18 protein-coding genes and 2 pseudogenes are annotated in these 22,869 nt (G+C 72.0%); 6 read left to right on the forward strand and 14 right to left on the reverse strand.

The genetic code is table 11. The features are described from left to right. Window positions 1-521, forward strand: a 521-nt coding sequence (locus V6V47_RS07370) for a Rieske (2Fe-2S) protein (RefSeq protein WP_334627307.1), incomplete at its 5' end; no start/stop codon positions are given. Window positions 522-528: 7 nt separating this feature from the next. Here the strand turns inward: V6V47_RS07370 and V6V47_RS07375 are convergent. The 7 genes from V6V47_RS07375 to V6V47_RS07405 all read right to left on the reverse strand — a co-directional run bounded on the left by V6V47_RS07375 (window position 529) and on the right by V6V47_RS07405 (window position 8,128). Beyond that, window positions 529-3,330, reverse strand: coding sequence for an Hsp70 family protein (locus V6V47_RS07375; RefSeq protein WP_334627308.1), 2,802 nt, complete (start codon window positions 3,328-3,330; stop codon window positions 529-531). 71 nt (window positions 3,331-3,401) lie between these two features. Next, window positions 3,402-4,490 (reverse strand): OmpA family protein, encoded by a 1,089-nt coding sequence (locus V6V47_RS07380; protein WP_334627309.1) that lies wholly within the window; start codon window positions 4,488-4,490, stop codon window positions 3,402-3,404. Then, entirely contained in the window at window positions 4,490-5,248 is a 759-nt protein-coding gene (locus V6V47_RS07385) for a helix-hairpin-helix domain-containing protein (RefSeq protein ID WP_334627310.1), read from the reverse strand. The genes V6V47_RS07380 and V6V47_RS07385 overlap by 1 nt, the downstream gene beginning before the upstream one ends. Window positions 5,249-5,500: 252 nt before the next feature. Then, the gene (locus V6V47_RS07390; RefSeq protein WP_334627311.1) at window positions 5,501-6,499 is read right to left on the reverse strand and encodes a GNAT family N-acetyltransferase; all 999 of its coding nucleotides are present in this window, start codon (window positions 6,497-6,499) and stop codon (window positions 5,501-5,503) included. Window positions 6,500-6,550: 51 nt separating this feature from the next. Further along, window positions 6,551-6,961, reverse strand: coding sequence for a VOC family protein (locus tag V6V47_RS07395; RefSeq protein ID WP_334627312.1), 411 nt, complete (start codon window positions 6,959-6,961; stop codon window positions 6,551-6,553). A 117-nt stretch (window positions 6,962-7,078) separates the two neighbouring features. Then, on the reverse strand, window positions 7,079-7,543 hold the full coding sequence (locus tag V6V47_RS07400) for a hypothetical protein (protein ID WP_334627313.1): 465 nt from the start codon (window positions 7,541-7,543) through the stop codon (window positions 7,079-7,081). Between the two features lie 36 nt (window positions 7,544-7,579). Then, on the reverse strand, window positions 7,580-8,128 hold the full coding sequence (locus tag V6V47_RS07405) for a YciI family protein (protein WP_334627314.1): 549 nt from the start codon (window positions 8,126-8,128) through the stop codon (window positions 7,580-7,582). A gap of 129 nt (window positions 8,129-8,257) precedes the next feature. Here V6V47_RS07405 and V6V47_RS07410 point away from each other — a divergent pair, with 129 nt between their 5' ends. Together V6V47_RS07410 and V6V47_RS07415 are read left to right on the forward strand one after the other, a co-directional pair. Continuing rightward, on the forward strand, window positions 8,258-8,638 hold the full coding sequence (locus V6V47_RS07410; protein ID WP_334627315.1) for a hypothetical protein: 381 nt from the start codon (window positions 8,258-8,260) through the stop codon (window positions 8,636-8,638). Window positions 8,639-8,669: 31 nt separating this feature from the next. Continuing rightward, window positions 8,670-9,449, forward strand: a complete 780-nt coding sequence (locus V6V47_RS07415; RefSeq protein ID WP_334627316.1) for a class I SAM-dependent methyltransferase — start codon at window positions 8,670-8,672, stop codon at window positions 9,447-9,449. 51 nt (window positions 9,450-9,500) lie between these two features. On the opposite strand, the gene V6V47_RS07420 is transcribed toward V6V47_RS07415, so the two are convergent. From V6V47_RS07420 to V6V47_RS07450, 7 genes are all read right to left on the reverse strand, one after another. Further along, window positions 9,501-10,262: a RibD family protein gene (locus V6V47_RS07420; protein ID WP_334627317.1), complete on the reverse strand. Its 762-nt coding sequence runs from the start codon at window positions 10,260-10,262 to the stop codon at window positions 9,501-9,503. Continuing rightward, entirely contained in the window at window positions 10,259-10,915 is a 657-nt protein-coding gene (locus V6V47_RS07425) for a GTP cyclohydrolase II (RefSeq protein WP_334627318.1), read from the reverse strand. The genes V6V47_RS07420 and V6V47_RS07425 overlap by 4 nt, the downstream gene beginning before the upstream one ends. 57 nt (window positions 10,916-10,972) lie before the next feature. Beyond that, complete coding sequence (locus V6V47_RS07430; protein WP_334627449.1) at window positions 10,973-11,905, reverse strand: lysylphosphatidylglycerol synthase transmembrane domain-containing protein; 933 nt, start codon at window positions 11,903-11,905, stop codon at window positions 10,973-10,975. Between the two features lie 64 nt (window positions 11,906-11,969). Beyond that, window positions 11,970-12,794 (reverse strand): class I SAM-dependent methyltransferase, encoded by an 825-nt coding sequence (locus V6V47_RS07435; RefSeq protein ID WP_334627319.1) that lies wholly within the window; start codon window positions 12,792-12,794, stop codon window positions 11,970-11,972. Then, window positions 12,791-13,816 (reverse strand): glycosyltransferase family 4 protein, encoded by a 1,026-nt coding sequence (locus V6V47_RS07440; RefSeq protein WP_334627450.1) that lies wholly within the window; start codon window positions 13,814-13,816, stop codon window positions 12,791-12,793. Before V6V47_RS07440 ends, V6V47_RS07435 begins: the two co-directional genes overlap by 4 nt. 53 nt (window positions 13,817-13,869) lie before the next feature. Then, window positions 13,870-14,268: a 6-pyruvoyl trahydropterin synthase family protein gene (locus tag V6V47_RS07445; RefSeq protein ID WP_334627320.1), complete on the reverse strand. Its 399-nt coding sequence runs from the start codon at window positions 14,266-14,268 to the stop codon at window positions 13,870-13,872. Between the two features lie 3 nt (window positions 14,269-14,271). After that, complete coding sequence (locus V6V47_RS07450; protein WP_334627321.1) at window positions 14,272-15,252, reverse strand: zinc-dependent alcohol dehydrogenase; 981 nt, start codon at window positions 15,250-15,252, stop codon at window positions 14,272-14,274. Window positions 15,253-15,345: 93 nt separating this feature from the next. Between V6V47_RS07450 and V6V47_RS07460 the strand changes: the two are divergent. The 3 genes and pseudogenes from V6V47_RS07460 to V6V47_RS07470 all read left to right on the forward strand — a co-directional run bounded on the left by V6V47_RS07460 (window position 15,346) and on the right by V6V47_RS07470 (window position 22,817). Beyond that, window positions 15,346-17,882: pseudogene (locus V6V47_RS07460) on the forward strand (CDP-alcohol phosphatidyltransferase family protein). Window positions 17,883-17,966: 84 nt separating this feature from the next. Further along, window positions 17,967-19,385 (forward strand): annotated as a pseudogene (locus V6V47_RS07465) (choice-of-anchor A family protein); the annotation flags it as partial. Window positions 19,386-19,448: 63 nt separating this feature from the next. Further along, a complete protein-coding gene (locus V6V47_RS07470) occupies window positions 19,449-22,817 on the forward strand; it encodes a DUF7507 domain-containing protein (RefSeq protein ID WP_442934204.1) in 3,369 nt (1,122 codons plus the stop codon). The last annotated feature ends 52 nt before the right edge of the window (window positions 22,818-22,869 follow it).

Genomic DNA, 22,869 nt, shown 5'->3' on the forward strand with positions numbered 1-22,869 from the left:
AAGACCGGGCCCGCCCGGGGTGCCCGGCGACCCACCGGCGCCACACCCGGCCGAGGGCGGCCCGGCCCGCCGACGGAGAGGTGACCAGGGTGTACGACGGGCAGGAGTTTCTCCGCGACAACCGCTGGTGCCTGAGCCGACGCGCGTTGCTGACCGGGGCGGGCGCGATCGGCGCGGCTGGGCTGCTCAGCGCCTGCGGTGCTGGCGACACCCCGACCGGTTCGGCGGTCGCCGCGGCCGGCGCCGTACTCGCACAAACCGGTGACGTTCCGGTCGGTGGCGGCGCGGTGGCGAACGGGTTGCTGGTCGTCCAGCCCCAGGCCGGCACCTTCAAGGCGTACGACGCGACCTGCCCCCACCAGGGCGTACGCGTCGGCGCTCCCCGCGACGGGGTCATCACCTGCCCCGCGCACGGGTCCACCTTCGCGGTCGACGACGGCGCCCGCCTGGGCGGACCCGCCCCCACGGGCCTGACCGAGGTCCCGATCCGGGTCGACGGCACGGACATCATCAAGGCCTGACGGGGGGTCATTCCTCGGCGAAGCGGTACAGGACGAAGTCCTTCTCCGCGCCGCAGGCGATGACGTGGGTGTTCCAGGAGCAGGTCTCGCTGCGGACGTTCTTCAGCTCGCCCAACTCGTGGACCTCGCCCGACTCGGCCCACACGCCGGCCAGGACCCGGTTGTCGACGACCGTGTTGAGGGTCTTGGCGAAGACCAGCAGGTTGCCCTGGTCCAGCCGGACCGCCACGCCGCCACGGTCGCGCAGCACCGGCTCTCCGGCGGGGTCGAACAGGGTGACCGACGGCTCCGGGTAGTCCCGCTGCGCCAGCACCTGCTCGCCCAGCGGGACCAGCTTGGTCACGCCCGGGGCCGGCCAGCGGATGGCGCTCTTGCCTTCGGTCGCCGCCACCACCTCGGTCTTGGCGGCGTCGCCGTTCGGCGCCTCCAGCAGACACGCCCGCCGCTCGCCGCAGGCCACCAGCTCCTTCGCGCGACGATCGTCGTCCCCGGCCCGGTAGAGAACCCGGGGTTGCGCGTCCGACCCCAGGTCGTACGCCAGCAGTTGGTACCCGCCGTCGGTGGCGGCCACGTAGAGCCGGTCCTCGTGGGCCACCACCAGGTCGTCGAGGTCGGCGACATTGGCCCACTGACGCGCCAGGTGGCCGGAGGACATGTCGAGCAGCCGCACCGAGCGATCCGCCCCAACCTGCACCAGTCGCCGCCCCTTACCCGTCCACGGGTCGCGGGGCGTGCCGTTGAGGAAGGCGGGTCCACCCGCCGCCTTGTCGCTGCCCACCGCCCGGACGACGGTACGGCTGCCGCCGTACTGGTCGCGCGGGTTGGCCTTGTTCCACTTCTCGGTGCCGTCGCTCAGCCGCAGCCCGACCAGTCTGCCGGCGGCGCGGTCCACCAGCACCGCCACGTCGTCGCCGAAGTAGACGTCGTCGTCGCCGAGGATCGCCCGGTTCCAGCGCTGCTCGCCCGACTTCTCGTCGAGGATCGCCAGTTGACGTGGCGTGCTGTCGCCCGGGGCGTCGGCGAGGACCGCGACCGCCCCGGGGACGGCGATCAGCCCGGTCCAGTCGTTGGCGGTGACGCTGGTCGGCTTCCGCCACAGCTGCGCGCCGGTGCCGGCGTCGACGGCGATCACCTCCAGCCGGTCGTCCGGCAGCGGGTACCCGAGGTAGGCCCGGTCGTCGAGCACCGCCGTCCACATGCCCGTCGGCCGCTCTGCGCCGGCCGCCGGCCGGGGACGCAGCTCGCGCAGTGCGAACTCCAGATCCGGGTAACGGTCGCGGGTCAGGTAGAGCGTCGTCGCGGTGACCACCCCGGCCAGGGCGAGCACCGCTGCGAGCACCACCCAGCGGGCCCGCCGCCATTGCGGCCCGCCAGCCGGAGCAGGCGTCGGCGTCGCGGTGCCGCCGGACCCGCCCACCAGGGTGCCCGGCATGCCCGCCGGGCTCGGGACGGTCGACGCGGGGGACCCGGGCCAGCCCGGCCCCGCCGGGCCGGTCGGCAGGATCGCCCCCGGGCCTGGTTGCGTCGGCACGAACGGTCCGGCCTCGACCGGCACGGCGGCACCGGCCGAGGGCGGGGCCGGCGGGCCAGCGGGCGACGTCGGCACCGGCGGCGCGGGGGCTCCGGCCGGGGCGGCGGGTGGTCCGGCGTACGCCGGCGTGGCCTGCGGTCGACGCAGCGGCAGATCGGTCAGCGCCCCCTCGGCCACCGGCAGCTCCGGCTGGTCGAGCACCGTCGGCGCCACACCCAGCTCGGCGTGCAGCAGCCGGGCCACCAGCGGGATGCGGGACGAGCCGCCCACCAGGAACAACCCGTTGAGCTGGTCGGGGCTGAGGCCGGCGGCAGCGATCACCTCTCGGGCCCGATCGACCGCGCGGCGCAGCAGCGGCAGGGCGACCCGCTCGACGTCCGCCCGGGTCAGTTGCACGGTGGCGGCCACCCCGGGCACGGCGACGGGCGCCACGGCGGAGCGGGACAGGGTCTCCTTGGCGCCGCGGACCTCGTCCCACAGCCGGATCTGGTCGCGGTGCTGCGCCGCGTCAGCCGGCCGGAGCAGCCGGGCCCACTGCGCGGCGTGCTGGTCACCGAGCAACTCGCCGACCCGCCGCACCAGGGCCGCGTCGAGGTCCAGGCCACCGAGGTCGGGCAGACCGCCGTCGGCGACCACGGTGAAGCCGGAGTCGCCCCACGGGTCGGCGCCGTCGTTGCGCAGCACCGCCACGTCGAGCGTTCCGCCGCCGAAGTCGAACACCGCGATGGCGCCACCGACCGGCACCGGCCGGTGCAGCACCTGGGTGTAGTAGCGGGCCGCGGCCACCGGCTCCCGCAGCAGCCGGGTGCCCGGCGGCGTCGGCCCGGCGAGGGTGTGCTCGGCGGCCTGCGGCCAGCCGGCCCGCAACAGCGCGTCGGCGAGCACCTGCCGCCGGGTCTCGTCCCAGGCGGCCGGGCAGGTGACAACGGCCGGGGGTAGGAAGCCCACAGCACCCACCGCGGACCGTGCGACCGCGGCCAGCACCGCGCCCAGCAGATCGGCCGGAGGGTACGAGCGGTCACCCAGCTGCACGGTCGGCTCGTCCACCCGGCGTTTCGGGTTCGGCTCGAACCGGGTCGGGTCGGCCTGCGCCAGCCGCCGGGCGTCCCACCCGGCGTGCAGCCGGCCGTCCGGGTCGGCGTACACGGCCGACGGGCTGACCGGCTGACCGTCCATCAGCAGCGGACGCGTCCGCCCGTCGGGCCAGCGCAGCACCGCGACTGTGTTGGACGTGCCGAGGTCGACACCGAGGGCGAAGCCCTCGTGCTGGCCTGCCATCTACCCGGTACCTCCGCCGCGACGAGGGAAACTCAGCCCCGCATCGTACGCAGGCGGTGCCTCCCCGCTGATCACTCGGTCAACGATGTGGCGCTGCTGGCGATCAGCTCCACCCGCCGGTTCTCGGCTCGGTTGGCCGCAGTGGTCTCCGCGACCTTGGGGCGCGTCTCCCCGTACCCCTTGGCGGTCAGGCGATCGGCGGCGACGCCCTGCCGATGCAGAAAGGCTTGCACCGCCGCGGCCCGGGCGCGGCTGAGGACGAGGTTCGACTCGGCCGAACCGGTGGCGTCGGTGTGCCCCTCGATGCGCAGCCGGGTGCTGGGGTTGACCGTGAGCATCCGGGCCGCCCGGACGAGACTGGCCTCGGAGGCGGGGGTGAGCGAGTCGCCACCGGAGGCGAACGTGAGCTGCGGCAACTCGCTCAGCTGTCGCTGCACGTCCGGAACCTCGATCTGGTCGACGATCGGGGCGCCGGTGGCCCGACCCGCCGTCAGCACCGCGTTCTTGTGCGCCTCGGAGGAGACTCGGCCGGTCAGGGTCAGCGCGCCGTCGTCGAGTTTCACCGTCGTACCGTCGGAGCCCTTGCCGAACGCCCGCAGCACGTCCGCCAGGCCCGCGAGCGCCGTGTCGGTCACACCGCCGTCGACGGTCAGATGATCCTCGACGCTCTCGGCGCCGAGAGCGGCCGCCGCGGCGACGAGCGCGGTCCGGGAATCCTCGGTGGGCACGGTGCCCGCGACGGAAGTCGTGCCAGGGCCCAGGGCCACCAACACCGACGGGGGTACGGACGCAGCGGTCTCCGCCACGGCCGGCACCTCGGCCTCGGCGGCCCGTACGCCTTCCAGCGGCCGCACGACGTCGAGTGCCTGCTCAGCCTCGGCAGGCGACGCCGCCGTCAGCTTCCCGTCGCGCCCGGTGAAGCTGACCTGCACGTCGGAGAGGCCGGCGGCGTGCAGCGCCCGCGTCGAGCGCTGGGTCAGGTCGGCCTCCATCCGGTGCCGGTTGGGCAGTTGCTGTGCCGCCATGAGGACGGTCAGACCCAGGACGGCGACGATCAGCCCGACGAGGCGGCGCTTGGTGGTCTTCCTCCGCGGCTCGTTCTGCGGCTTATTCTGCGGCTTGCTCTGCTGCTTGCTCTGCTGCTGCGGCGTGTTCGGCATCAGGCCCGCCCCGTGTCCCGGCCGGCCACCAGCAGCTCGGTGAGTTCGGCGAAGCCCTCTTCGTCGCCATCGGCGAGCAGTTGTGCCTGGCGGCCCCAGGTGACGAGGCTGGGGGCGAAGGTGAGACCGGCCTTCTCGATGGCCGCGCGGCGGGTGTCGTCGTCGGCCTCGGCGAGCTGACCGAAGGTGTGGATGCCGGCGGCGCGGAGCGCGTCGGCCATCTTCGGGCCGATTCCCTCAATGCGCTCCAGCTCGTCGTGGCGGGTCTCGACGGACTCGGCGCCCGTCGTGATGGGCGTGGCCTCCACCGCGACGGGCTCGGACTTCGTGACGACGGGCTCGGACTTCGTGACGACGGGCTCGGCCTTGGTTGTGGCCGACTGGATGGGCGTGACAGCGATGTCGGCCTTCCTGGCGGCGTGCTCCACCTTCACGGCCGCCTTGGCGGCGGTCTTGGTCACCCGGTGCGGTCTGCGGCTCACGGTTGCTTGATCGCCGCCACCCTTGACTGCCGGCTGGACACTGTGGCCTTCAGCGGCTCGCCGGCCGATGCGCGTGCCCGCCAGCCGGTACGAGCGGCGCGGCGCGGCGTGCGGAGTCGGCGTCGTCGCGGCGCTCATCCCCGCGCCCTCGGCCGGCCGGGCAGCGGAGGTCTGTGGTGACGATTTCCGGGTACCCCAAAAAAGCCAACCGACGAGCAAGCCCAACAGAAATGCTGCCAGGACAATGAGAAGCGACTGGTTGATAAACCAGGCCACGTGACGCCTCCAAAGTGAACGTACAAGGATGCATTGCTCGAACCCGTGCACAGGTCCGCGCAGTATCCTATGTGGACAACTGCACTTCGGATAGCGTCAAGCGTCGCACTGGAATTACATTTCCATACCGAACACTTGCGTACTGGCAACCATTTCGATAATCGGCGTGACGATCTCAATCCGTGATATTCGGATCACGTTATGAAGTGCCGGTCATTCGCGCGACGACGATCCGCGCAGGCCATCCTCGTCCTACACCACGTCCGGACGAGCCACGTACGCCGTCTTGTCGTCGGCGGAGAACCCGCAGGCCTTGTAGAAGGCGTGGGTTGCCGGCTTGCGCGAACCCGTCATCAGCATCGCCTTGTAGCAGCCCGCATCCCAAGCGGCTTGGAGCGTGCCAGCCATGATCCGCTTACCCAGACCCGCGCCTCGCCGCGATTCGTCGACGACGACGTTCTCGATGACGGCGTAGGGCGAAGCCGATCGGGTGATGTTGGGAATCACGTTGAGATACGTCGTGGCGACGACAACTCCATCCAGCTCGAGCACGAAGAGCTGCAACAATGGAGAATCCAGGATCTGCTGGAAGGCCGCTGCATCGGATTCGTCCTCCAGGACCGGATCGCCGGGGTGCAGTTGCCGGTAGAGGCGGATGATCTGGTCGAAGTCACCAGGCCGGACCTCACGGAACATGCCTGCAGCATAATTGCCTGACTGAGCCTTCCGAGCACGGTTCACTTCCGGCCCCAGGCTGGTGCTATCGATGTCTGCCCGCCCAGGTTGCGCTACCAGGGGAAGTTGGCCGACACCAGATCGTTGACGTGCGGTTCCGTGACCCGGATGAACCCCATTCAAGGGTCTGTTGCCAACCTCGCGGGTCACCGAACGCCAGGCCCGAACGGCCCAACCAAGGTCCGTGGTGCTGGTGCTGGTGAAGACCGTCTCCACGTACGTCGTGTCGACGAAGTTGAAGCCATAGACGGTGGACTCGTGCTGGTAGAGCCAGGCGGCACGATGGCCGACCCCACCCCCACCGCCCTCCCCTACCTTGCCGGTCGGGTTGGGGGGCAGTTCGGCATCGAGCAGGGCGATGATGCCAGCCCCGTCGGTGCACCGCCATTCGTGTCCAGGGGCAACGCGCATCATCCGGCCTGGCGCGTGCCAGGTAGTCGCGTCTCGGCTGTCGCGCTTTGGCGTCCACAGGCCGGGCAGCTCGATCGACCAGCCGAAACCCAGAGACCTGCGCACAGGCTTCACGTTACGCGGGGCCTGGTTCCGGTTGTGTCCGCTGCGAAATCCCTACAGCGAGGCGCCGCTCTGGGCTCGGCTACGTGAATGGCGGACCAGACAGAACGGATGTCCCGCTGGGTCGGCATAGATACGCCAACTGCGCCCACCTGCTCCGTCGTCCAATACCGTCGCGCCATGGGTCAACACCTGCTCTTCGGCGCGGTCCAGGTCGTTGACGCCGAAATCCAGGTGAAACTGCTGGGGTCGGGCCGGATCAGGCCAGAGCGGCGGCCGGTAGTCCGCCACCCGCTGGAAGGCCAGAACCAGGCCGGACGGCGTGTGCAGGGTTGCCCAACTGTCGCTGAGCGTCCATCGCTGATCCCGCTGATTGACCGCACCGCCAAGGAGAGCCTGGTAGAAGTCGGCGAGTTCCGCCGGACGAGAGCAGTCCAGCACCACACACTCCAGGTCCGCGATCATGCCCCGATTCTAGGCACCGGGCATTTCGCGGCTTCCGACTCCGCAAGCCGAGACCGCCATCGTGCTTGTCCTGGTCGGGCACGATCTGTGCGCGGCGGAGGTGAGTCGCGCCCGCCGTCACCCGCTCGGTTCCCGAGCTCCGGGCAGAGCGCGTACTGCTTCCGTCCGAGGATGAGGTGCCAATCGGGCGCCCTCATGGGAGTCGAGGAACTCGGCAAGTTCGCTGACCGGCGCGGCCTCCGCCAGCCGGTGATCATCCGGCTGCGGCGCGAACGCCGCGAGCAATGCCGAGCGGAGGCCGGCGTCAAGCAGTGGCAGGACGTACGACGCGCGGGCGTTGTGGTCGAACTCCTCCGGGAGGGTGCCTCGCAGGTACATCAGGTCGAAGACCCGCCGAGTGGGGCTGCCCGGCTCCGGTTCCGCGGACGTGGTCAGGATGGTCCCAAGGCGAACTCCGGGTGCCGCGTCCAGGAGGTCGTCCAGGGGGGTCGCTTCTTTCAGGTTCCACCATCGGCTCACCGCGTCATCGGGCACGTCGTCGACGATCGCTACCAGCCAGAGGTCCTGAATCCATCCATCCATGCCTGCAGTGTGCCCTCACCGAGGATCAGGCCGTTATCAGCGCCGCCCACCGAACTGCCAGTTGTGCACCTCGATGTCGGCGTACCGGTCCGAGGTCAGGATGGCGCGAGCCCTGTCCGGATCCGGCGCCTGGACCAGCATCGCGGTACCGAGCCAGGCAGCGCCGTCGTCCGACAGCAGCGGCCCGTACGCGATCAGCTGATCCGAACCGGGCGGCACGGCCAGATCGGCGGCTTGCCCCGCGCCGAGGGCCAGCACCAGGTAACGGTTACCGCCGGTCGGGCCGCCGGGAAAGTCCCACATGCTGCGTCCGAGCATGTTGCGCCAACGCCGGAGCAGCACGTCGCGATACGCGCCGGCCTGGTAGTTGGGCTCGTCGAATGCGAACGCGCGGGCGGCGGCGGAGCTGGGCAGGTCGACGATGTGCAGACTGCCCGTGGGCGTCTCACCGTCGTCGGCGAGAGCTGGCCCGCGGGCGATCATCGCTGTCGCGTACCGGTCCATGTAGGACCAGTGATCCTCTCTCAACTCGTCGCGCAGGGCGACAGAGTCGGACCGGTCACGGTGGAAGCACAGGAACTCCATGCCCCACAGTCTTGACTCATTGCCGACGCCGACACGGACCGGGGTACCACCTGGTCACACCCACCGGCCGGAGTGATCACACCTCATCACCGGCCGGCTCAAGTGTCGCCCGGCCAGTACCTTGCACACATGTCGATGACGCGGCGACTCTTGCGCGTAGGGCTCTGGGCGGGCGGGCTGTTGGTCATCGGGCTCGCCGGCTTCTGGATAGGCCGGCTGACACCGACCGACGTTGCCGCACCATCGGTGCGGCACGGCACCGTGACAGCGGTCAACGCGGCTGGCACAGCCTTCGCTGTTCACGCCGATGGCTCCGCCCCCGGCAACGGCTACCACACGCCGCGCCGATGGCGCGACGCGCAGCGCTCCTGGCACGATGACGGCCAACCGGAATGTCTTGCACCGCTGACAACGGGGCAACGCATCGAGTTCGCAGTCGTACGAGTCGAGCCCGACCATGACGGTGTGGGTGGCGAGCTTGTCACCTGGGTGAAGTGTCCGGCTCGTTAGTCGAGGCCAGTGAACATGCGAGGATGCCGGCATGTCTGGTCGCGCGCTGAGCTTCGGAGCGAGGGCCCAAGCGTACGAACGCTTCCGGCCGGGGTATCCCGCCGAGCTCTGCGACCTGGTGCGGGCGTACGCGGGTGAGCCGATTCGGACCGCCCTCGAGATTGGCGCCGGGACAGGCAAGGCGACCCGCCCGTTCGCCGAGCGGGGCATCACGGTCACCGCGACCGAGCCGGACGGGGCGATGCTCGCCGAGCTGCGTCAGCACGTGCCGGCGACCGTCACGACCGTTCAAGCCGCCTTCGAGGACCTGGGCCCGGGTGAGACCTTCGGGCTGGTCTACGCGGCAGCGGCGTTGCACTGGACCAACCCGGACGGGCGGTGGTCGCGCATGGCCACGCTGCTGGAGCCAGGTGGCGTGTTCGCCTCGTTCGGTGGACCGATCCGGCTGGCCGACCCGCTGGTGGAGGAGGCGGTCCGCACGGCTCGGGCGCCGTTCCTCGAGAGCGACGAGATTCCGTCCCCGGACGGGACGCCTCCGGCACAGGACATGCAGTGGCCGGGTACGGAGCTCCAGCGGTCCGAGTGGTTCGCCGATGTTCAGCAGTCCGTGATCGAGCGGCGCATGGTGGTGAGTGCTTCCGATTTCGTTGGTCAACTCTCGACCATCTCGGCCTATCTCGAATTGCCGGCCGAGGAGCAGGAGCAGGTCTACCGCCGGATCAGGCAGGTGCTGCCGGAGACGGTCGAGGTCGCCGCCGACATCACCGTCCATCTCGCCCGCCGCCGCCCACCGCTCGCCATCCAGCGATGATCATGAGGTTAACGGGCCCGATGGAGATCGAATCCCCCGTCAACCTCATGATCAACCGGCGGAGCCGGCGGGGGCCGCAGAACCGGCGGGGCCGGCAGAACCGGCGGGGGCTGTGGGGCAGCGGTTGCTGAGGGCGTAGCGGAGGAGGACCACGTCGCCGATCTGTCGGGCCTCGGCCAACCGGGCTCGGCGGCCGGGATGCCAGGGAAAGCGGCCCTCCCCCACGAACCGAGGTGCTCGACCGTCCCCCACGAAGAACGGGGCGACCACCAGGTGCAGTTCGTCGGCCAGGCCGGCCGTGAGGAACTGGGCGTGCACCGTCCCACCGCCCTCCACCATCAGCCGCTCGACGCCCCGGCCGGCCAGGTCGGCCAGCAGCCATTCGGGGTCGACGGGCTCGCCCGCGTCCACGATGATGGCCAGCCGGTCCAGCCGTTCCCGGGTCTTCTCCACCGCGCCCGTGGCGCAGTAGACGATCCGGGACGGGTCACCGGCCGTGAAGAACCGCGCGGTCGGGTCGAGGTCGCCCCGGGCCGTCAGCGTGACCTTCGTGGGCGAGGAGGGCCGGCCGCACGCCACCCGCTCGGCCCGCCGCACGGCCGAGCGCACCAGCAGCCGGGGATCGTCGCGTCGGACGGTGCCGGCACCGACCAGGATCGCGTCGCAACTGGCCCGGACCGCGTCGACCCGGTCCAGGTCGTCCGCGTTGGAGAGCAGCAGCCGCTGCTCGGAGGCGTCGTCGATGTACCCGTCGATCGAGGTCGCGCAGCTCAGCAGCACGTACGGCCGCGTCGGCGCCGGCCCGTGGTTCACCGGTTCACAGGCAGGTCGGGGGCCGACGAAGCCGCCTTCGCCGCCTTCGCCGCGAGATAGTCGGCGTTGGCCGCGGAGAGGAAGACGCCGGTGGGCACCTGCTCGGCGACCGCCACGCCCAGCCGGGTCAACTGCTCGGCCTTGTCCGGGTTGCTGCTGAGCAGCCGGATTCGCGGCACACCCAGCGTGGCCAGCATCTGCGCGGCGACGGTGTAGTCCCGCTCGTCCTCGCCCCGGCCGAGCGCGACGTTGGCCTGGTAGGTGTCCAGCCCGGCGTCCTGCAGGGCGTACGCGTCGAGCTTGGCGTACAGGCCGATGCCGCGACCCTCCTGGCGCAGGTAGAGCAGGAAACCACCGGTCTCGGCGATCCGCTGCACCGCCTCGCGCAACTGCGGCCCGCAGTCGCAGCGCTGGCTGCCGAACACGTCGCCGGTCAGGCACTCGCTGTGCGGGCGGACCAGTGGCGCCGCACCGCCCGCGGCGAGCCGGTCCAGCGCGCTGGCCCAGTCACCGAGGCCGAGGGCGAGGTGTTCCCGGCCGTCCACCAGGCCCTTGAACGAGAACACCCGTGCGGTCGTGGCGTACCCGTCGGGAAACGCCAGCGGCACCGTGACCTGCGTACGGACCGTGGCGACCGGAAGTGCTTCGGACATCGGACTCCTTTGTGCGGCGTCACCGACGCGCGATGACACGTACCGTCTCACCACGGATCAACAACCGCCACTGGAGGCGGCTTCCCGACCGGGAGTGCGCGCCCTTCGGGCGAGCAGCACGGCGGCGCCGGGCAGGCTGGCCGCCAGCACCAGCGCGCCGTAGACGGTGGCGGTGGCGACGCCCTCGGCGGCACTGAGTCCGGCCGCGCCGAACGCCCAGGCGGCCACCCCTTCCCGTGGCCCGAAACCGGCGACGTTCAGGGGCAATCCCATGGCGAGCAGGGCGAGCAGGGTCAGGGGCAGCAGCCGGGCCAGCGAGGCGTCCGAGCCGGCGGTGCGGGCCGCCACCAGGAAGGTGGCCAGGTGACCGGCGACCATCACGGCGGAGGCGAGCAGTACGCCGAGCCAGGTCCGCCGGGCCAGCAACCCGGCCCGGACGTCGGCCACGGCGGTACGCAGGGCGCCCGCCCAGCGGGACCGGCCGGTGCGCGGCAGGACCCGCGCGAGCAGCACGACGGCCAGCCCTCCGACGGCCAGCAGGGCGGCGGCGGTCGGCAGGTACGGCCGCACCGGGGACGGGAACGCGGCGAGGACCACCAGCCCGACGATGACCAGGACGACCTGGCCGGCGGTGCGCTCCCAGACCACGGCGCGGATGCCCCGGCTGACGTCGCCGGCGTCCCGGCCGTGGCGCACCGCCCGGTGTACGTCGCCGAGCACCCCACCGGGCAGGGTGGCGTTGAGGAACACGGCCCGGTAGCAGTGCGCCACCGCGGTCGCCAGTGGCAGCCGTACGCCCAGGCCACCGGCGACGAGGCTCCACCGCCACGCCGCGCAGACCGTGGTCACCACACCGATGAGTAGTGCCGCGACCAGCGCCGGCGCGTCGATCAGGCGTACCCCGGTCAGGAACGGACCGCCCCCGACCTGCCACAGCAGGGCGGCGAGCAGACCGACCCCGCCGACCACTCGTGCCCAGGCCCAGAACATCGGCGCCGGTCCTCCCTGAAGATCGTCCACTTGCCCTAGTGCACGCAGTGGAGACGCGAGAGGTTCAAATGCCGGCGAGCAGGTCCCGGTGGTCGACGAGCACGTCGAGCCGTCCGGCCGCCGCGTCGGCCAACCTGCGCTGGGCGTACGCCTGCGCCGGGCCGGCCAGGTCGGGGCGCTGCTCGCAGGCCGCGCCCAACCAGCCACGGAACCATTCGGCGGCCAGCTCGGCCTGCTCCGGGCCGAGCCGCCACGGGGTGGACCGTTGCAGGACCGCGATGCCCCGCCGGGCGAACGCGGCGGCGGTGGCCGCGACGGCGTCTGGGCCGAGCAGCCGACGACCATCGACGGTACGCCGCTGGTGGTCGTTGAAGGCGGCCTCGACCGCCTCGTCCAGCGGGTCTGCCGGGGTGAGCCGGACCCGTCCGGTCACCGAGATCGCGAACAGGGCAGGGCAGCCGGCGTCCGCGCAGGCGGCCACCACCCGCTCGATCTCTTCGCCGGTCAGCATGTCGAGTAGGGCGGACGCGGTGACCAGCGCGCCGTCGGCCAGGTCTGCCACGGTCAGCCGGGTGAGGTCGCCCTGCCGGGTACGCACGGTGACCGGAGCGCCGTCGGCGGCGGTCACCCCGACCATCGCCTCGGCGGCTCGGCTCAGCAGGTCGGCGTCCCGGTCGTGCAGCACCCAGTGCTGCGGGCCGGGCAGCCGGGCGGCCAGCCAGCGGCTCATCGAGCCGGTGCCGCTGCCCAGGTCGTGGATCAGGATCGGGGCGTCGCCGGCCAGCCGGGGACGCACCGCGTCCAGCAGGTCCTCGGCGCGGGCGGCCGTGTCGGCGGGTTCACGCAGCCGCAGCCAGTCGGCGAACGGCAGGGTCTCCTCGACGGTCATGCCGTCACCTCCTCGAGCGCGGCGCTCAGCAGCGCGGCGGTCACCGGCCAGTCGGTCAGGGTGGCCCGCCGGGCGAGGGCGGCGTGCCGCAGCCGGGCGCGCAGCGCGTCGTCGCCCAGCCAGTCGCGCAGAGCGTCGGCCAGCGCGGCCGGGTCCTCCGGCGGCACGAGCAGCCCCGGCCGGTCGCCCTCGGGGGCTCGGCCGAGCGCCTCGGGCACGCCGCCGACCTCGGTGCCGAGCACCGGCAGGCCGCGGGCCAGTGCCTCGGTGACGACCATGCCGTACGTCTCTCCGCGCGAGGGCAGCACGAGCAGGTCGGCGGTGGCGTACGCGGCGTCCAGGGACGCGCCGGTCAGCGGGCCGGCCAGCCGGACCCGGTCGGCGAGACGCGCCGCGGCGAGCTGCTCGCGCAGCCGCTGCACCAGCTCCGGTTCGCGGGTCAGCGTGCCGGCGCAGACCAGTGTCCAGGGCAGCCCGCCCAGCGTGGACAGTGCGTCGATCAGCACGTCGTGTCCCTTGTGCCGGGTCACCGCCGCGACGCAGAGCAGCCGGGAGCCGGCGGGAGAGCCGGACACCGGTGGCGCGGGCGTCACCCCTGGCGGCGCGGCGCGTACCCGGTCGGTGAGCAGCGGGTGGCGGGCCAGCAGCCGGCGGCGGGTCCACTCGCTGGTGGTGACGACGATCCGGGCGGTGGCCAGCGCGCGGGCCTCGGCCTCGTCGTCGAGCGGCAGGTGCACCAGGATCACCAGGCGCAGCCGACGGGCGTGCGGGGCCAGCAGGTCCCCGACCGTCGACGCGATGAGCCCGTCGAGCAGCACGACGGCGCCGTCCGGGGCGTCGGCGAGCAGCCGGGCCAGGGCCGCCCGGGCGGCCGGCTCGGGGTGCGGCCAGCCGCCGGGCACCGGATGCTCGTGCACCGACCAGCCCCGCTCGCCGAGCCCTCGACAGATCCGCCGGTCGTAGCTGTTGCCGCCGCTGGGCGTGGCCGGGTCGTCGATGTCGCCGGGCAGGACGACGTGCACCACGCCACCGGGTGTTCCGGGCCGGTCGACCGGTGTCGCCCAGCCCGCCGCGATCACAGCGACCGCTCGTAGCTGGCCCAGGCGACGTGCGACTCGTGCAGGGTGACGGTGATGCCGGCCAGCTCGCGCGCCCCGGCCCCCAGGTCGCCGGCGTGCACCCGCTCGGCCAGCCGGTCGGCGACGGTACGGGCCAGCACCTCGGTGGTGGTGTTCACCCCCGCGAACGCCGCCTCGTCGTCGAGGTTGCGATAGGTCAACTGGGCGAGTACGGCCCGCAGCTGCTCGGTGGCCAGGCCGATGTCGACCACGATGCCGTCGGCGTCCAGGTCAGCGCGGCGGAACGTCGCGTCCACCACGAAGGTCGCCCCGTGCAGACGCTGGGCCGGGCCGAACACCTCGCCCCGGAAACTGTGGGCGATCATCATGTGATCCCGAACGGTCACGCTGAACACGGTTCACTCCCCGTCGTAGGTAATCAGGTGGCAGAGCGCGGGCAGGTCGCCCGCGGTCAGTCGTGCGAGCACGTCGGGCAGGTCCGCGAACCGGGACGCGCCGGTGATCAGCGCGTCGAAGGCGGGATCGTCGAGCAGGTCCAGGGCGAGCGCCAGCCGATCGGTGTAGCTGCGCCGGCCTCGCCGGGCGGGCGCGACCATGCCGACCTGGCTGCTGCGGACGCTCAACCGGCCGGAGTGGAACGCACCGCCCAGTGACACCTGCACCGGGCGGTCGCCGTACCAGCTCAGCTCGATCACCGTGCCCTCCGGTGCGAGCAGGTCCAGCGAGCGTTGCAGCCCGGCGGCGGTGGCGCTGGCGTGCACGACCAGGTCGCGGTCGCCGGCCGCGTCGGCCGGGCGGGCGAACTCGACGCCGAGCGCGCCGGCCACCCCGGCGCGGCGCGCGTCGGTGTCGACCAACTCCACGTGTACGCCGGGGAAGCGGGCGAGCAGCGCGGCGACGCAGCAGCCCACCATGCCGGCGCCGACCACGGTCACCCGGTCACCGACCAGCGGCGCGGCGTCCCACAGCGCGTTGACCGCGGTCTCCACCGTGCCGGCGAGCACCGCCCGCGCGGGCGGCACCCCGTCCGGCACCGGCACCACGGCGGTGGCGGGCACGACGTACGCGCTCTGGTGCGGGTGCAGGCAGAACACCGTGCGCCCGAGCAGCTCCGACGGGCCCTGCTCGACCACGCCGACGCTCAGGTAGCCGTACTTGACCGGACCGGGGAAGTCGCCCTCCTGAAAGGGCGCGCGCATCGCGGCGTGCTGGTCGACGGGCACCCGGCCAGCGAAGACCAACGTCTCCGTGCCGCGGCTGACCCCGGAGTAACGGGCTCGGACCAGCACCTCGTCGGGGCCCGGGGCGGGTAGCTCCACCGGCCGGATCTCCGCCGCGCCGGGCTCACGCACCCAGCAGGCGTACGCCTCGCGGATCACCCTCGTGCACCTCACCTTTGGTCCCGGCCGAACCGAACGGCCTTGTTTTCCGTGTTTCCTGTCGGGGTCGTCGATCATAGACACGGAGGTACGGTGCCCACGGTTCGAAGTGGTCCGGTCATCGGGCTGAGCGCGCAACTGCTCGTACTGGCGGGGCTGGCCGCCACCGTCGGCCTGGGCCTTTCCGGTTGGCTGGCCGGGGTCGGCTACGCGGTGGTCACCTGCCTCGTGTTGAGTCGGGGCCTGCACCAGGCCAACGCGCCCCGGCTGGGCCCCGCCGACCGGGTGACGCTGGCCCGGGCCGTCCTGGTCGGTGCGGTCACCGCGATGGTGGTGGACTCGGTCGGCCAACCCGCGCCGGTGGGGTTGCTGGTCGCGGTGAGCGCGGTGGCGTTGCTGCTGGACGCAGTGGACGGCCAGGTGGCACGGCGCACCGGCACGGTCAGCGCGCTGGGCGCGCGCTTCGACATGGAGGTCGACGCGTTCCTCATCCTGGTGCTGAGCGTGCACGTCGCGCCGGCGACCGGCGGGTGGGTGCTGGCCATCGGCGCGATGCGGTACGCCTTCGTCGCGGCGAGCGCGGTCCTGCCCTGGCTGCACGGGTCACTCCCGCCGCGGTACTGGCGCAAGGTGGTGGCCGCCGCGCAGGGAGTCCTGCTGGCGGTGGCCGCCGCGCGGGTGTTGCCGCCGCCGTGGACCACGGTGGTGCTGGCGGTGGCGCTGGCGCTGCTGCTCGAGTCGTTCGGCCGGGACGTGGCCTGGCTGTGGCGACACCGCCCGGTGGCCGGGCGTCCTCCCGTCGCCGTGCCGCGCCTGCTGCCGGTGCCCGCTGCCGCCCGCGCGATGTCGGCCCGCTCGGCCATTAGCCTTCACTCCGACTGGAGGCTGTGATGACCCTTTCCGCGCGGGTACGCCGGCTCGCCGGCCGGGAGCGCGTAGCGGAGCACGACCCGTCCCCGCGTACCCCCAAGGTGTCGGCGGCGACGGGCGGCCGCGCGCGGCGGGTCGTGGGGTGGGTGGGCAGCGCCCTGGCCGTCCTGCTGGTGTTCGCTGTCCTGGTCGGTCCGGACCGGCTCGGCCTGCTCACGCCCGGCGCGTTCCTGCGCATCCCGCTGGAGGGGCTGCTCGTCGCCGCGCTGCTGCTGGCTCTGCCGGCGCGGCCGCGGCGAATGGTGGTGGCCGTGGTCGGGCCGCTGCTCGGGCTGCTGGCCATCGTGAAGCTCGCCGACCTGGGCTTCCGGGCGGCGCTCGACCGGCCGTTCGACCTGGTGCTGGACTGGCTGCTGCTGGACGACGCGTTCGGCTTCGTCCGGGATTCGGCGGGCCGGGCCGGGGCGATCGGTGCCGTGGTGGGCGTCCTGCTGCTGGTCGGCGCGCTGCTGCTGGTGCTGACGCTGGCGCTGCGGCGGCTGGCCTCGCTGCTGGTCCGTCACGAGCGGGTGGCGACCCGATCGGTGGCCGCGCTGACCGTCGCCTGGGTGGCCTGCGCGGTCATCGGGGTGCGGGTCGCCCCGGGCGTGCCGGTGGCCGACGCGGGCGTCACCGCGCTGGTCGGCGCGCACGCCGGCCAGGTGGACGCGCGGCTGCGCGACCGGGAGGCGTTCACCGCGCAGATCGGCGTCGACCCGTTCCGCGACACCCCGGGTGACCAACTCCTGACCGGTCTGCGGGGCAAGGACGTCATCCTCGCGTTCGTGGAGAGCTACGGCCGCAGCGCGGTGGAGGACCCGGAGTTGGCGCCGCAGGTCAACGCGGTGCTGGACGCCGGGACCCAGCGGCTGCGTGCGGCCGGGTACGGCGCCCGCAGCGGCTTCCTCACCTCCCCGACGTTCGGCGGCGGCAGTTGGCTCGCGCACGACACCCTGCTGTCCGGTCTGTGGACGGACAACGAGCAGCGGCACCGCAGCCTGCTGGCCAGTGACCGGCTCACCCTCAACGGCGCCTTCCGTCGGGCCGGCTGGCAGACCGTCGGGGTGCTGCCGGCGGCCACCCAGCCGTGGCCGGAGAAGGGGTTCTTCGCCCACGACCGCTACTACGACGCGGCGGCGCTCGACTATCGGGGGCCGTCGTTCAGTTACGCCCCGATGCCCGACCAGTACACGTTGTCGTTCTTCCAGCGGCAGGTCCGGGCCGGCGCCGATCGGCCGCTGATGGTGGAGATTCCGCTGGTGTCCAGCCACTCACCGTGGACGGCGGTGCCGAAGATGATCGGCTGGGACCAGGTGGGTGACGGCTCGATCTACCACGGTGCCGCGGCGCGGGGCAGGGACGTCGGGGACGGCGACGACCGGGACGCCGGGCGTGCCCGGACCGGGTACCGGCAGGCCATCGGGTACTCGCTGGAGACGCTGATCTCCTACGTGCAGACCTACGGGGACGATGATCTGGTGGTGGTGTTCCTCGGCGATCACCAGCCCGCCCCGGTGGTCACCGGGGAGGGTGCCAGCCGGGACGTGCCGATCACCATCGTCGCGCGCGACCCGGCGGTGCTGGACAGGGCGGCGGGTTGGGGCTGGCAGGAGGGCCTGCGGCCCGGTCCGCAGGCGCCGGTCTGGCCGATGGACACGTTCCGGGACCGGTTCCTGACCACCTTCGGGTCGTCGACGCCGCCGATCGCCTCTCCCCGCTAAACCTGACTATTCGGACAAAATACCCACAACCATATAATTGCCTCGTTACGCTCCCCTGGCACAACTGACACTCACGGGGGCGTGATGAGGATCTTTGCGTGGATCAATCGCCGGCCACGGTCGGCGGCGCTGGTCGCCGTCGGCGGCGTGCTGGCGGTCAACGGGCTACTGGCGCCGGCACCCGCCGCGCCCCCACTGCCGGACCGGGTGCTGGCCGCGGTCGGCGATGCGATCGGGCCCATCAACCCGGTCGCCCCCGCGCAGAGCTTCGGGGTGATGACCGAGGGCAATGCCAACGTCATCACCAACGAGAACGAGGGCACGATGGCCGTCGGCGGTGACCTCAGCTTCGGCAACTACCAGTTGGCGGGCAACACCGCCGGCTCCTTCGTGGTCCCGGGCGACGCCAACCCGACCGCCCTGGTCGTGGGTGGCCGGGTGAACTTCGCCGGCAGCGTCCCCGGCTCCCGCCTCCAGGTGCTCTCCAACGGCTACGCCAAGATCGGCGACCTGACCGGCACCTTCGTCCGTAACACCGACAACAACGGCGCCCAGGTGAACACCCGGATCCTGCCCGCGGACAACTACGACGCCGCACCCCGGGTCGAGCTGACAACCCGGCAACCGGTGGCCAGCGTCGGGCCCGCCTCGCCGATCAACTTCGGCGCTGCCTTCGCCTCCTTCCGCGACACCACCGCCGGCCTGTCCACCTGCAACAACACGGTGGTGCTGCGGACGCCCAACGGCGACGTACTGCCCCGGCCGATCCCGGCCGGCAGCAACGCCGTGGTGACGCTCACCCCCGGCGTGACCAACGTGCTGAACCTCAGCGCGACCGACCTGAACAACATCCAGACGCTGACCTTCGCCAGCCAGCCCACGGCCAGCACACCGCTGCTGATCAACGTGGACACCAGTGGCATCGGCAACACCTTTGCCTGGAACGTCCCGAACTTCTCCGGCATCGGCGGCCAGCAGGCGCAGTACGTGCTGATCAACTTCCCGACCGCGACCGCCCTCACCCTGACGGCCAACTCCGCCACCGTCGAGGGCACCATCTACGCCCCGAACGCGAGCCTCGCGGACCTCTCGGCCAGCAACACCGAGGGCAGTGTGATCACCCGTACGCTGGACCACCAGGGCGGTGAGATCCACTACTTCCCGTTCAGCACCACGCTCGCTTGTGAAGGGGCGACCCCGGCCGGCATCTCCCTGATCAAGTCGTCGACCACGACGGCGATCACCACCGTCGGTCAGCAGGTGCCGTACTCGTTCCACGTCGTCAACACCGGCGGCGTCCCGCTGACGAACATCACGGTCACCGACACCCAGGCCCCGCCGTCGTCGAACGCCAACCTCGGCCCGATCACCTGCGCCGCCACCACCCTCGCGCCCGGCGGGCGAACGGCGTGCACCGCCACCTACACCGTCACGCAGGCCGACCTGGACAACAACGGGGTCACGAACACGGCCACCGTCCAGGGCACCCCACCCGGTGGCACGCCGGTCACCTCCAATCCGGCCACGCTGACCATTCCCGCGGCGGGACTCACGGCCGCCATCACGGTGGTGAAGTCGTCCACCAACGGAGCCATCACGGTGGTCGGGCAGCAGGTGCCGTACCGGTACCTGGTCGTCAACACCGGCAGCCTGACCCTGACCAACGTCGGCATCACCGACGTGCAGGCCCCGCCCTCCTCGAACGCGAACCTCGGGCCGATCACCTGCCCACAGACCACCCTGGCACCGGGCGCGAGCACCGTCTGCACCGCCACCTACACCGTCACCCAGGCCGACCTGGACAACGACGGGGTCACCGACACGGCGACCGCCACCGGCACCCCGCCCGGCGGCGGCACACCGGTCACCTCGCCGCCCTCGACGCTGACCATTCCCCAGGCGGGGCTGATCGCCTCGATCGCGGTGACGAAGGCCTCCACCACCGCTTCGATCACCACGGTCGGGCAGCAGGTGCCCTACCTGTTCCACGTGGTCAACACCGGCGGCCGCACCCTGACCAGCGTCAACGTCACCGATGTGCAGGCACCCCCGTCGTCGAACGCGAACCTCGGGCCGATCACCTGCGCCGCCACCGTCCTCGCGCCGGGCGCGCAGACGTCCTGTACCGCGACCTACACGGTCACCCAGGCCGACCTGGACAACGACGGGGTCACCGACACCGCCACCGCCCACGGCACCCCGCCCGGCGGTGGCGGACCGATCGACTCACCGCCGTCGACACTGACCATCCCGGAGTCCGGCCTGGTCGCCTCGATCGACATCGTGAAGACCTCCACCACCACGGCGATCAGCACGGTCGGGCAGCAGGTGCCGTACTCGTTCCACGTGGTGAACACCGGCGGATTCACCCTCACCGGCGTGACCGTCACCGACGTGCAGACCCCGCCGTCGTCCAACACCAACCTCGGCCCGATCACCTGCGCGACGACCACGCTCGCGCCGGGTGCGAACACCGCCTGCACCGCCACGTACACCGTCACCCAGGCCGACCTGGACTTCGGCTCGCTGAACGACAGCGCGACCGCGCAGGGCACCCCTCCCGGCGGTCGGCCGCCCGTGCAGTCGCCGCCGGCGACGTTGACGATCCCGGGCGGTGAGGTCGTCCCGGCCATCTCGGTGGTGAAGTCGTCCACCACCCCGGCGTTCGCCACCGTGGGCCAGCAGGTGCCCTATCGCTTCCTGGTCGTCAACACCGGCGGCACCACGCTGAGCAACGTCAACGTCACCGACGTACAGGCGCCGCCGTCGTCCAACGCCAACCTCGGCCCGATCACCTGCCCACAGACGACCCTGGCACCGGGTGCGTCCACCACCTGCACCGCCACCTACACCGTCACCCAGGCCGACCTGGACAACGACGAGGTCACCGACACCGCCACCGCGCACGGCACCCCGCCGAACAGTGACACCCCGATCGACTCGACACCGTCGACCCTGGTCATCCCCGCGGCCGACGTCACGCCCTCGATCTCGGTGGTGAAGTCGTCGATCTCCCCGGTCATCAACTCGGTGGGTCAGCAGGTGCCCTACCGGTTCCTGGTCGTCAACACCGGCGGCACCACGCTGAGCAACGTCAACGTCACCGACGTGCAGACCCCGCCGTCCTCGAACGCCAACCTCGGCCCGATCACCTGCCCGGTCACCACGCTCGCACCGGGCGCATCCACCACCTGCACCGCCACCTACACCGTCACCCAGGCCGACCTGGACAACGACGAGGTCACCGACACCGCCACCGCCCAGGGCACCCCGCCCGGGGGCGGCACACCGGTCACCTCACCACCCTCGACTCTCACCATCCCCGAGGGAGGGCTGATCGCCGCGATCACGGTGGTCAAGACCACGGAGACGGTCGCGATCACCATGGTCGGTCAGCAGGTGCCGTACCAGTTCCACGTGATCAACACCGGCGGGCTCACCCTGACGAACGTCAACGTCACCGACGTGCAGACACCGCCGTCGTCGAACGCCAACCTCGGCCCGATCACCTGCGCCGCCACCGTCCTCGGGCCCGGCGCGCAGACCGCCTGCACGGCGACCTACACGGTGACCCAGGCGGACCTGGACAACAACGGGGTCACCGACGTCGCCACCGCTCACGGCACCCCGCCAGGCGGCGGCACGCCGGTCGACTCCCCACCATCGACCGTGACCATCCCGGAGCAGGGGCTCACCGCCGACATCGACGTCATCAAGTCGTCGACGACGGTGGCGATCACCAGCGTCGGCCAGCAGGTGCCGTACACCTTCCTGGTGGTCAACACCGGCGGCTTCACGCTCACCGAGGTGACCGTCAACGACACCGTGCTGCCACCGTCCGAGCGCGGCGTGCTCGGCCCGATCACCTGCGGCCCGCAGAACATTCCGAACGGCCAGGTGACCCTGGCGCCGGGCGCGTCCATCCAGTGCCGCACGATCTACACGGTGACCGAATCGGACTTCACCGGCGCGTCGCTGAACAACGTGGCCACGGCGACCGGTACACCGCCGTTCGGTACGCCGCCGGTGTCCCCGCCGTCCCCGCTGGACATTCCGATCCTGCATCCAGCGATCGGCATCACCAAGTCGGTCACGCCGACCACGGTGTCCGCGACCGGTGACGTCATCACCTACCAGTTCGTGGTGAGCAACACCGGCAACACCCCGCTGAACGCGGTGACCGTCGACGAGACGGAGTTCTCCGGCACCGGAACGCCCGGGGCCATCACCTGCGGCACCCCGCCGGTGGCCAACGGCAGCGTCACCCTGGCGCTCGGGGCGAGCACCACCTGCACGTCGACGTACACGGTCACCGCGGCCGACATCGAGGCCGGCCGGATCACCAACACGGCCGTAGCGGCCGGCACGCCGCCGACCATCCCCGGGCAGCAACCGCCAGGCCCGGTACGCTCCGGACCGGCCACCGCCGAGGTGACCGCCACCCGGGGCGCGGCGATCACGGTGGTGAAGTCCAGCAGCACCGACAAGATCAGCCGTCCCGGGCAACAGGTGCCCTTCCAGTTCCTGGTCACCAACACCGGACAGGTGGCGCTCACCAGCGTGACGGTCACCGACACCCTGACCGCACCGGCGTCGTCGGCCAACCTCGGCCCGATCACCTGCGGCCCGGACCGGACGCCCAACGGGTCCGTCACCCTCGCCGCGGGCGCCACCATCACCTGTACGGCGACCTACGCCGTCAGCAAGGCCGACTACCACAACGGCTCGGTCCGCAACGCCGCGACCGTGACCGGCACCCCGCCGGCCGGCCCGGCGCCGGTGTCACCGGAGTCCACCATCACCATCCTGGTGAAGGGCAAGCTGCCGGTGACCGGTGAGTCGTTCCCGCTGAAGTGGATGAGCGCCGGTGTGCTGGCCCTACTGGTCGGGACCACGCTGCTGCTGGTCGTCCGACAGCGCAGGACACGCGCCTAACGCGCGATGATCGCGGGGGTCGCACCGGCTTCGCAGCCAGCGCGACCCCCGC

The organism is Micromonospora sp. CPCC 205539 (assembly GCF_036906815.1).
GTDB lineage: Bacteria > Actinomycetota > Actinomycetes > Mycobacteriales > Micromonosporaceae > Micromonospora.

Coding starts and splice junctions, on each gene's coding strand:
- V6V47_RS07375 (WP_334627308.1), bottom strand. CDS start 3,330: ATGGCAGGCCAGCACGAGGGCTTCGCCCTCGGTGTCGACCTCGGCACG.
- V6V47_RS07380 (WP_334627309.1), bottom strand. CDS start 4,490: ATGCCGAACACGCCGCAGCAGCAGAGCAAGCAGCAGAGCAAGCCGCAG.
- V6V47_RS07395 (WP_334627312.1), bottom strand. CDS start 6,961: ATGATCGCGGACCTGGAGTGTGTGGTGCTGGACTGCTCTCGTCCGGCG.
- V6V47_RS07400 (WP_334627313.1), bottom strand. CDS start 7,543: ATGGATGGATGGATTCAGGACCTCTGGCTGGTAGCGATCGTCGACGAC.
- V6V47_RS07405 (WP_334627314.1), bottom strand. CDS start 8,128: ATGGAGTTCCTGTGCTTCCACCGTGACCGGTCCGACTCTGTCGCCCTG.
- V6V47_RS07410 (WP_334627315.1), top strand. CDS start 8,258: ATGTCGATGACGCGGCGACTCTTGCGCGTAGGGCTCTGGGCGGGCGGG.
- V6V47_RS07415 (WP_334627316.1), top strand. CDS start 8,670: ATGTCTGGTCGCGCGCTGAGCTTCGGAGCGAGGGCCCAAGCGTACGAA.
- V6V47_RS07425 (WP_334627318.1), bottom strand. CDS start 10,915: ATGTCCGAAGCACTTCCGGTCGCCACGGTCCGTACGCAGGTCACGGTG.
- V6V47_RS07430 (WP_334627449.1), bottom strand. CDS start 11,905: ATGTTCTGGGCCTGGGCACGAGTGGTCGGCGGGGTCGGTCTGCTCGCC.
- V6V47_RS07435 (WP_334627319.1), bottom strand. CDS start 12,794: ATGACCGTCGAGGAGACCCTGCCGTTCGCCGACTGGCTGCGGCTGCGT.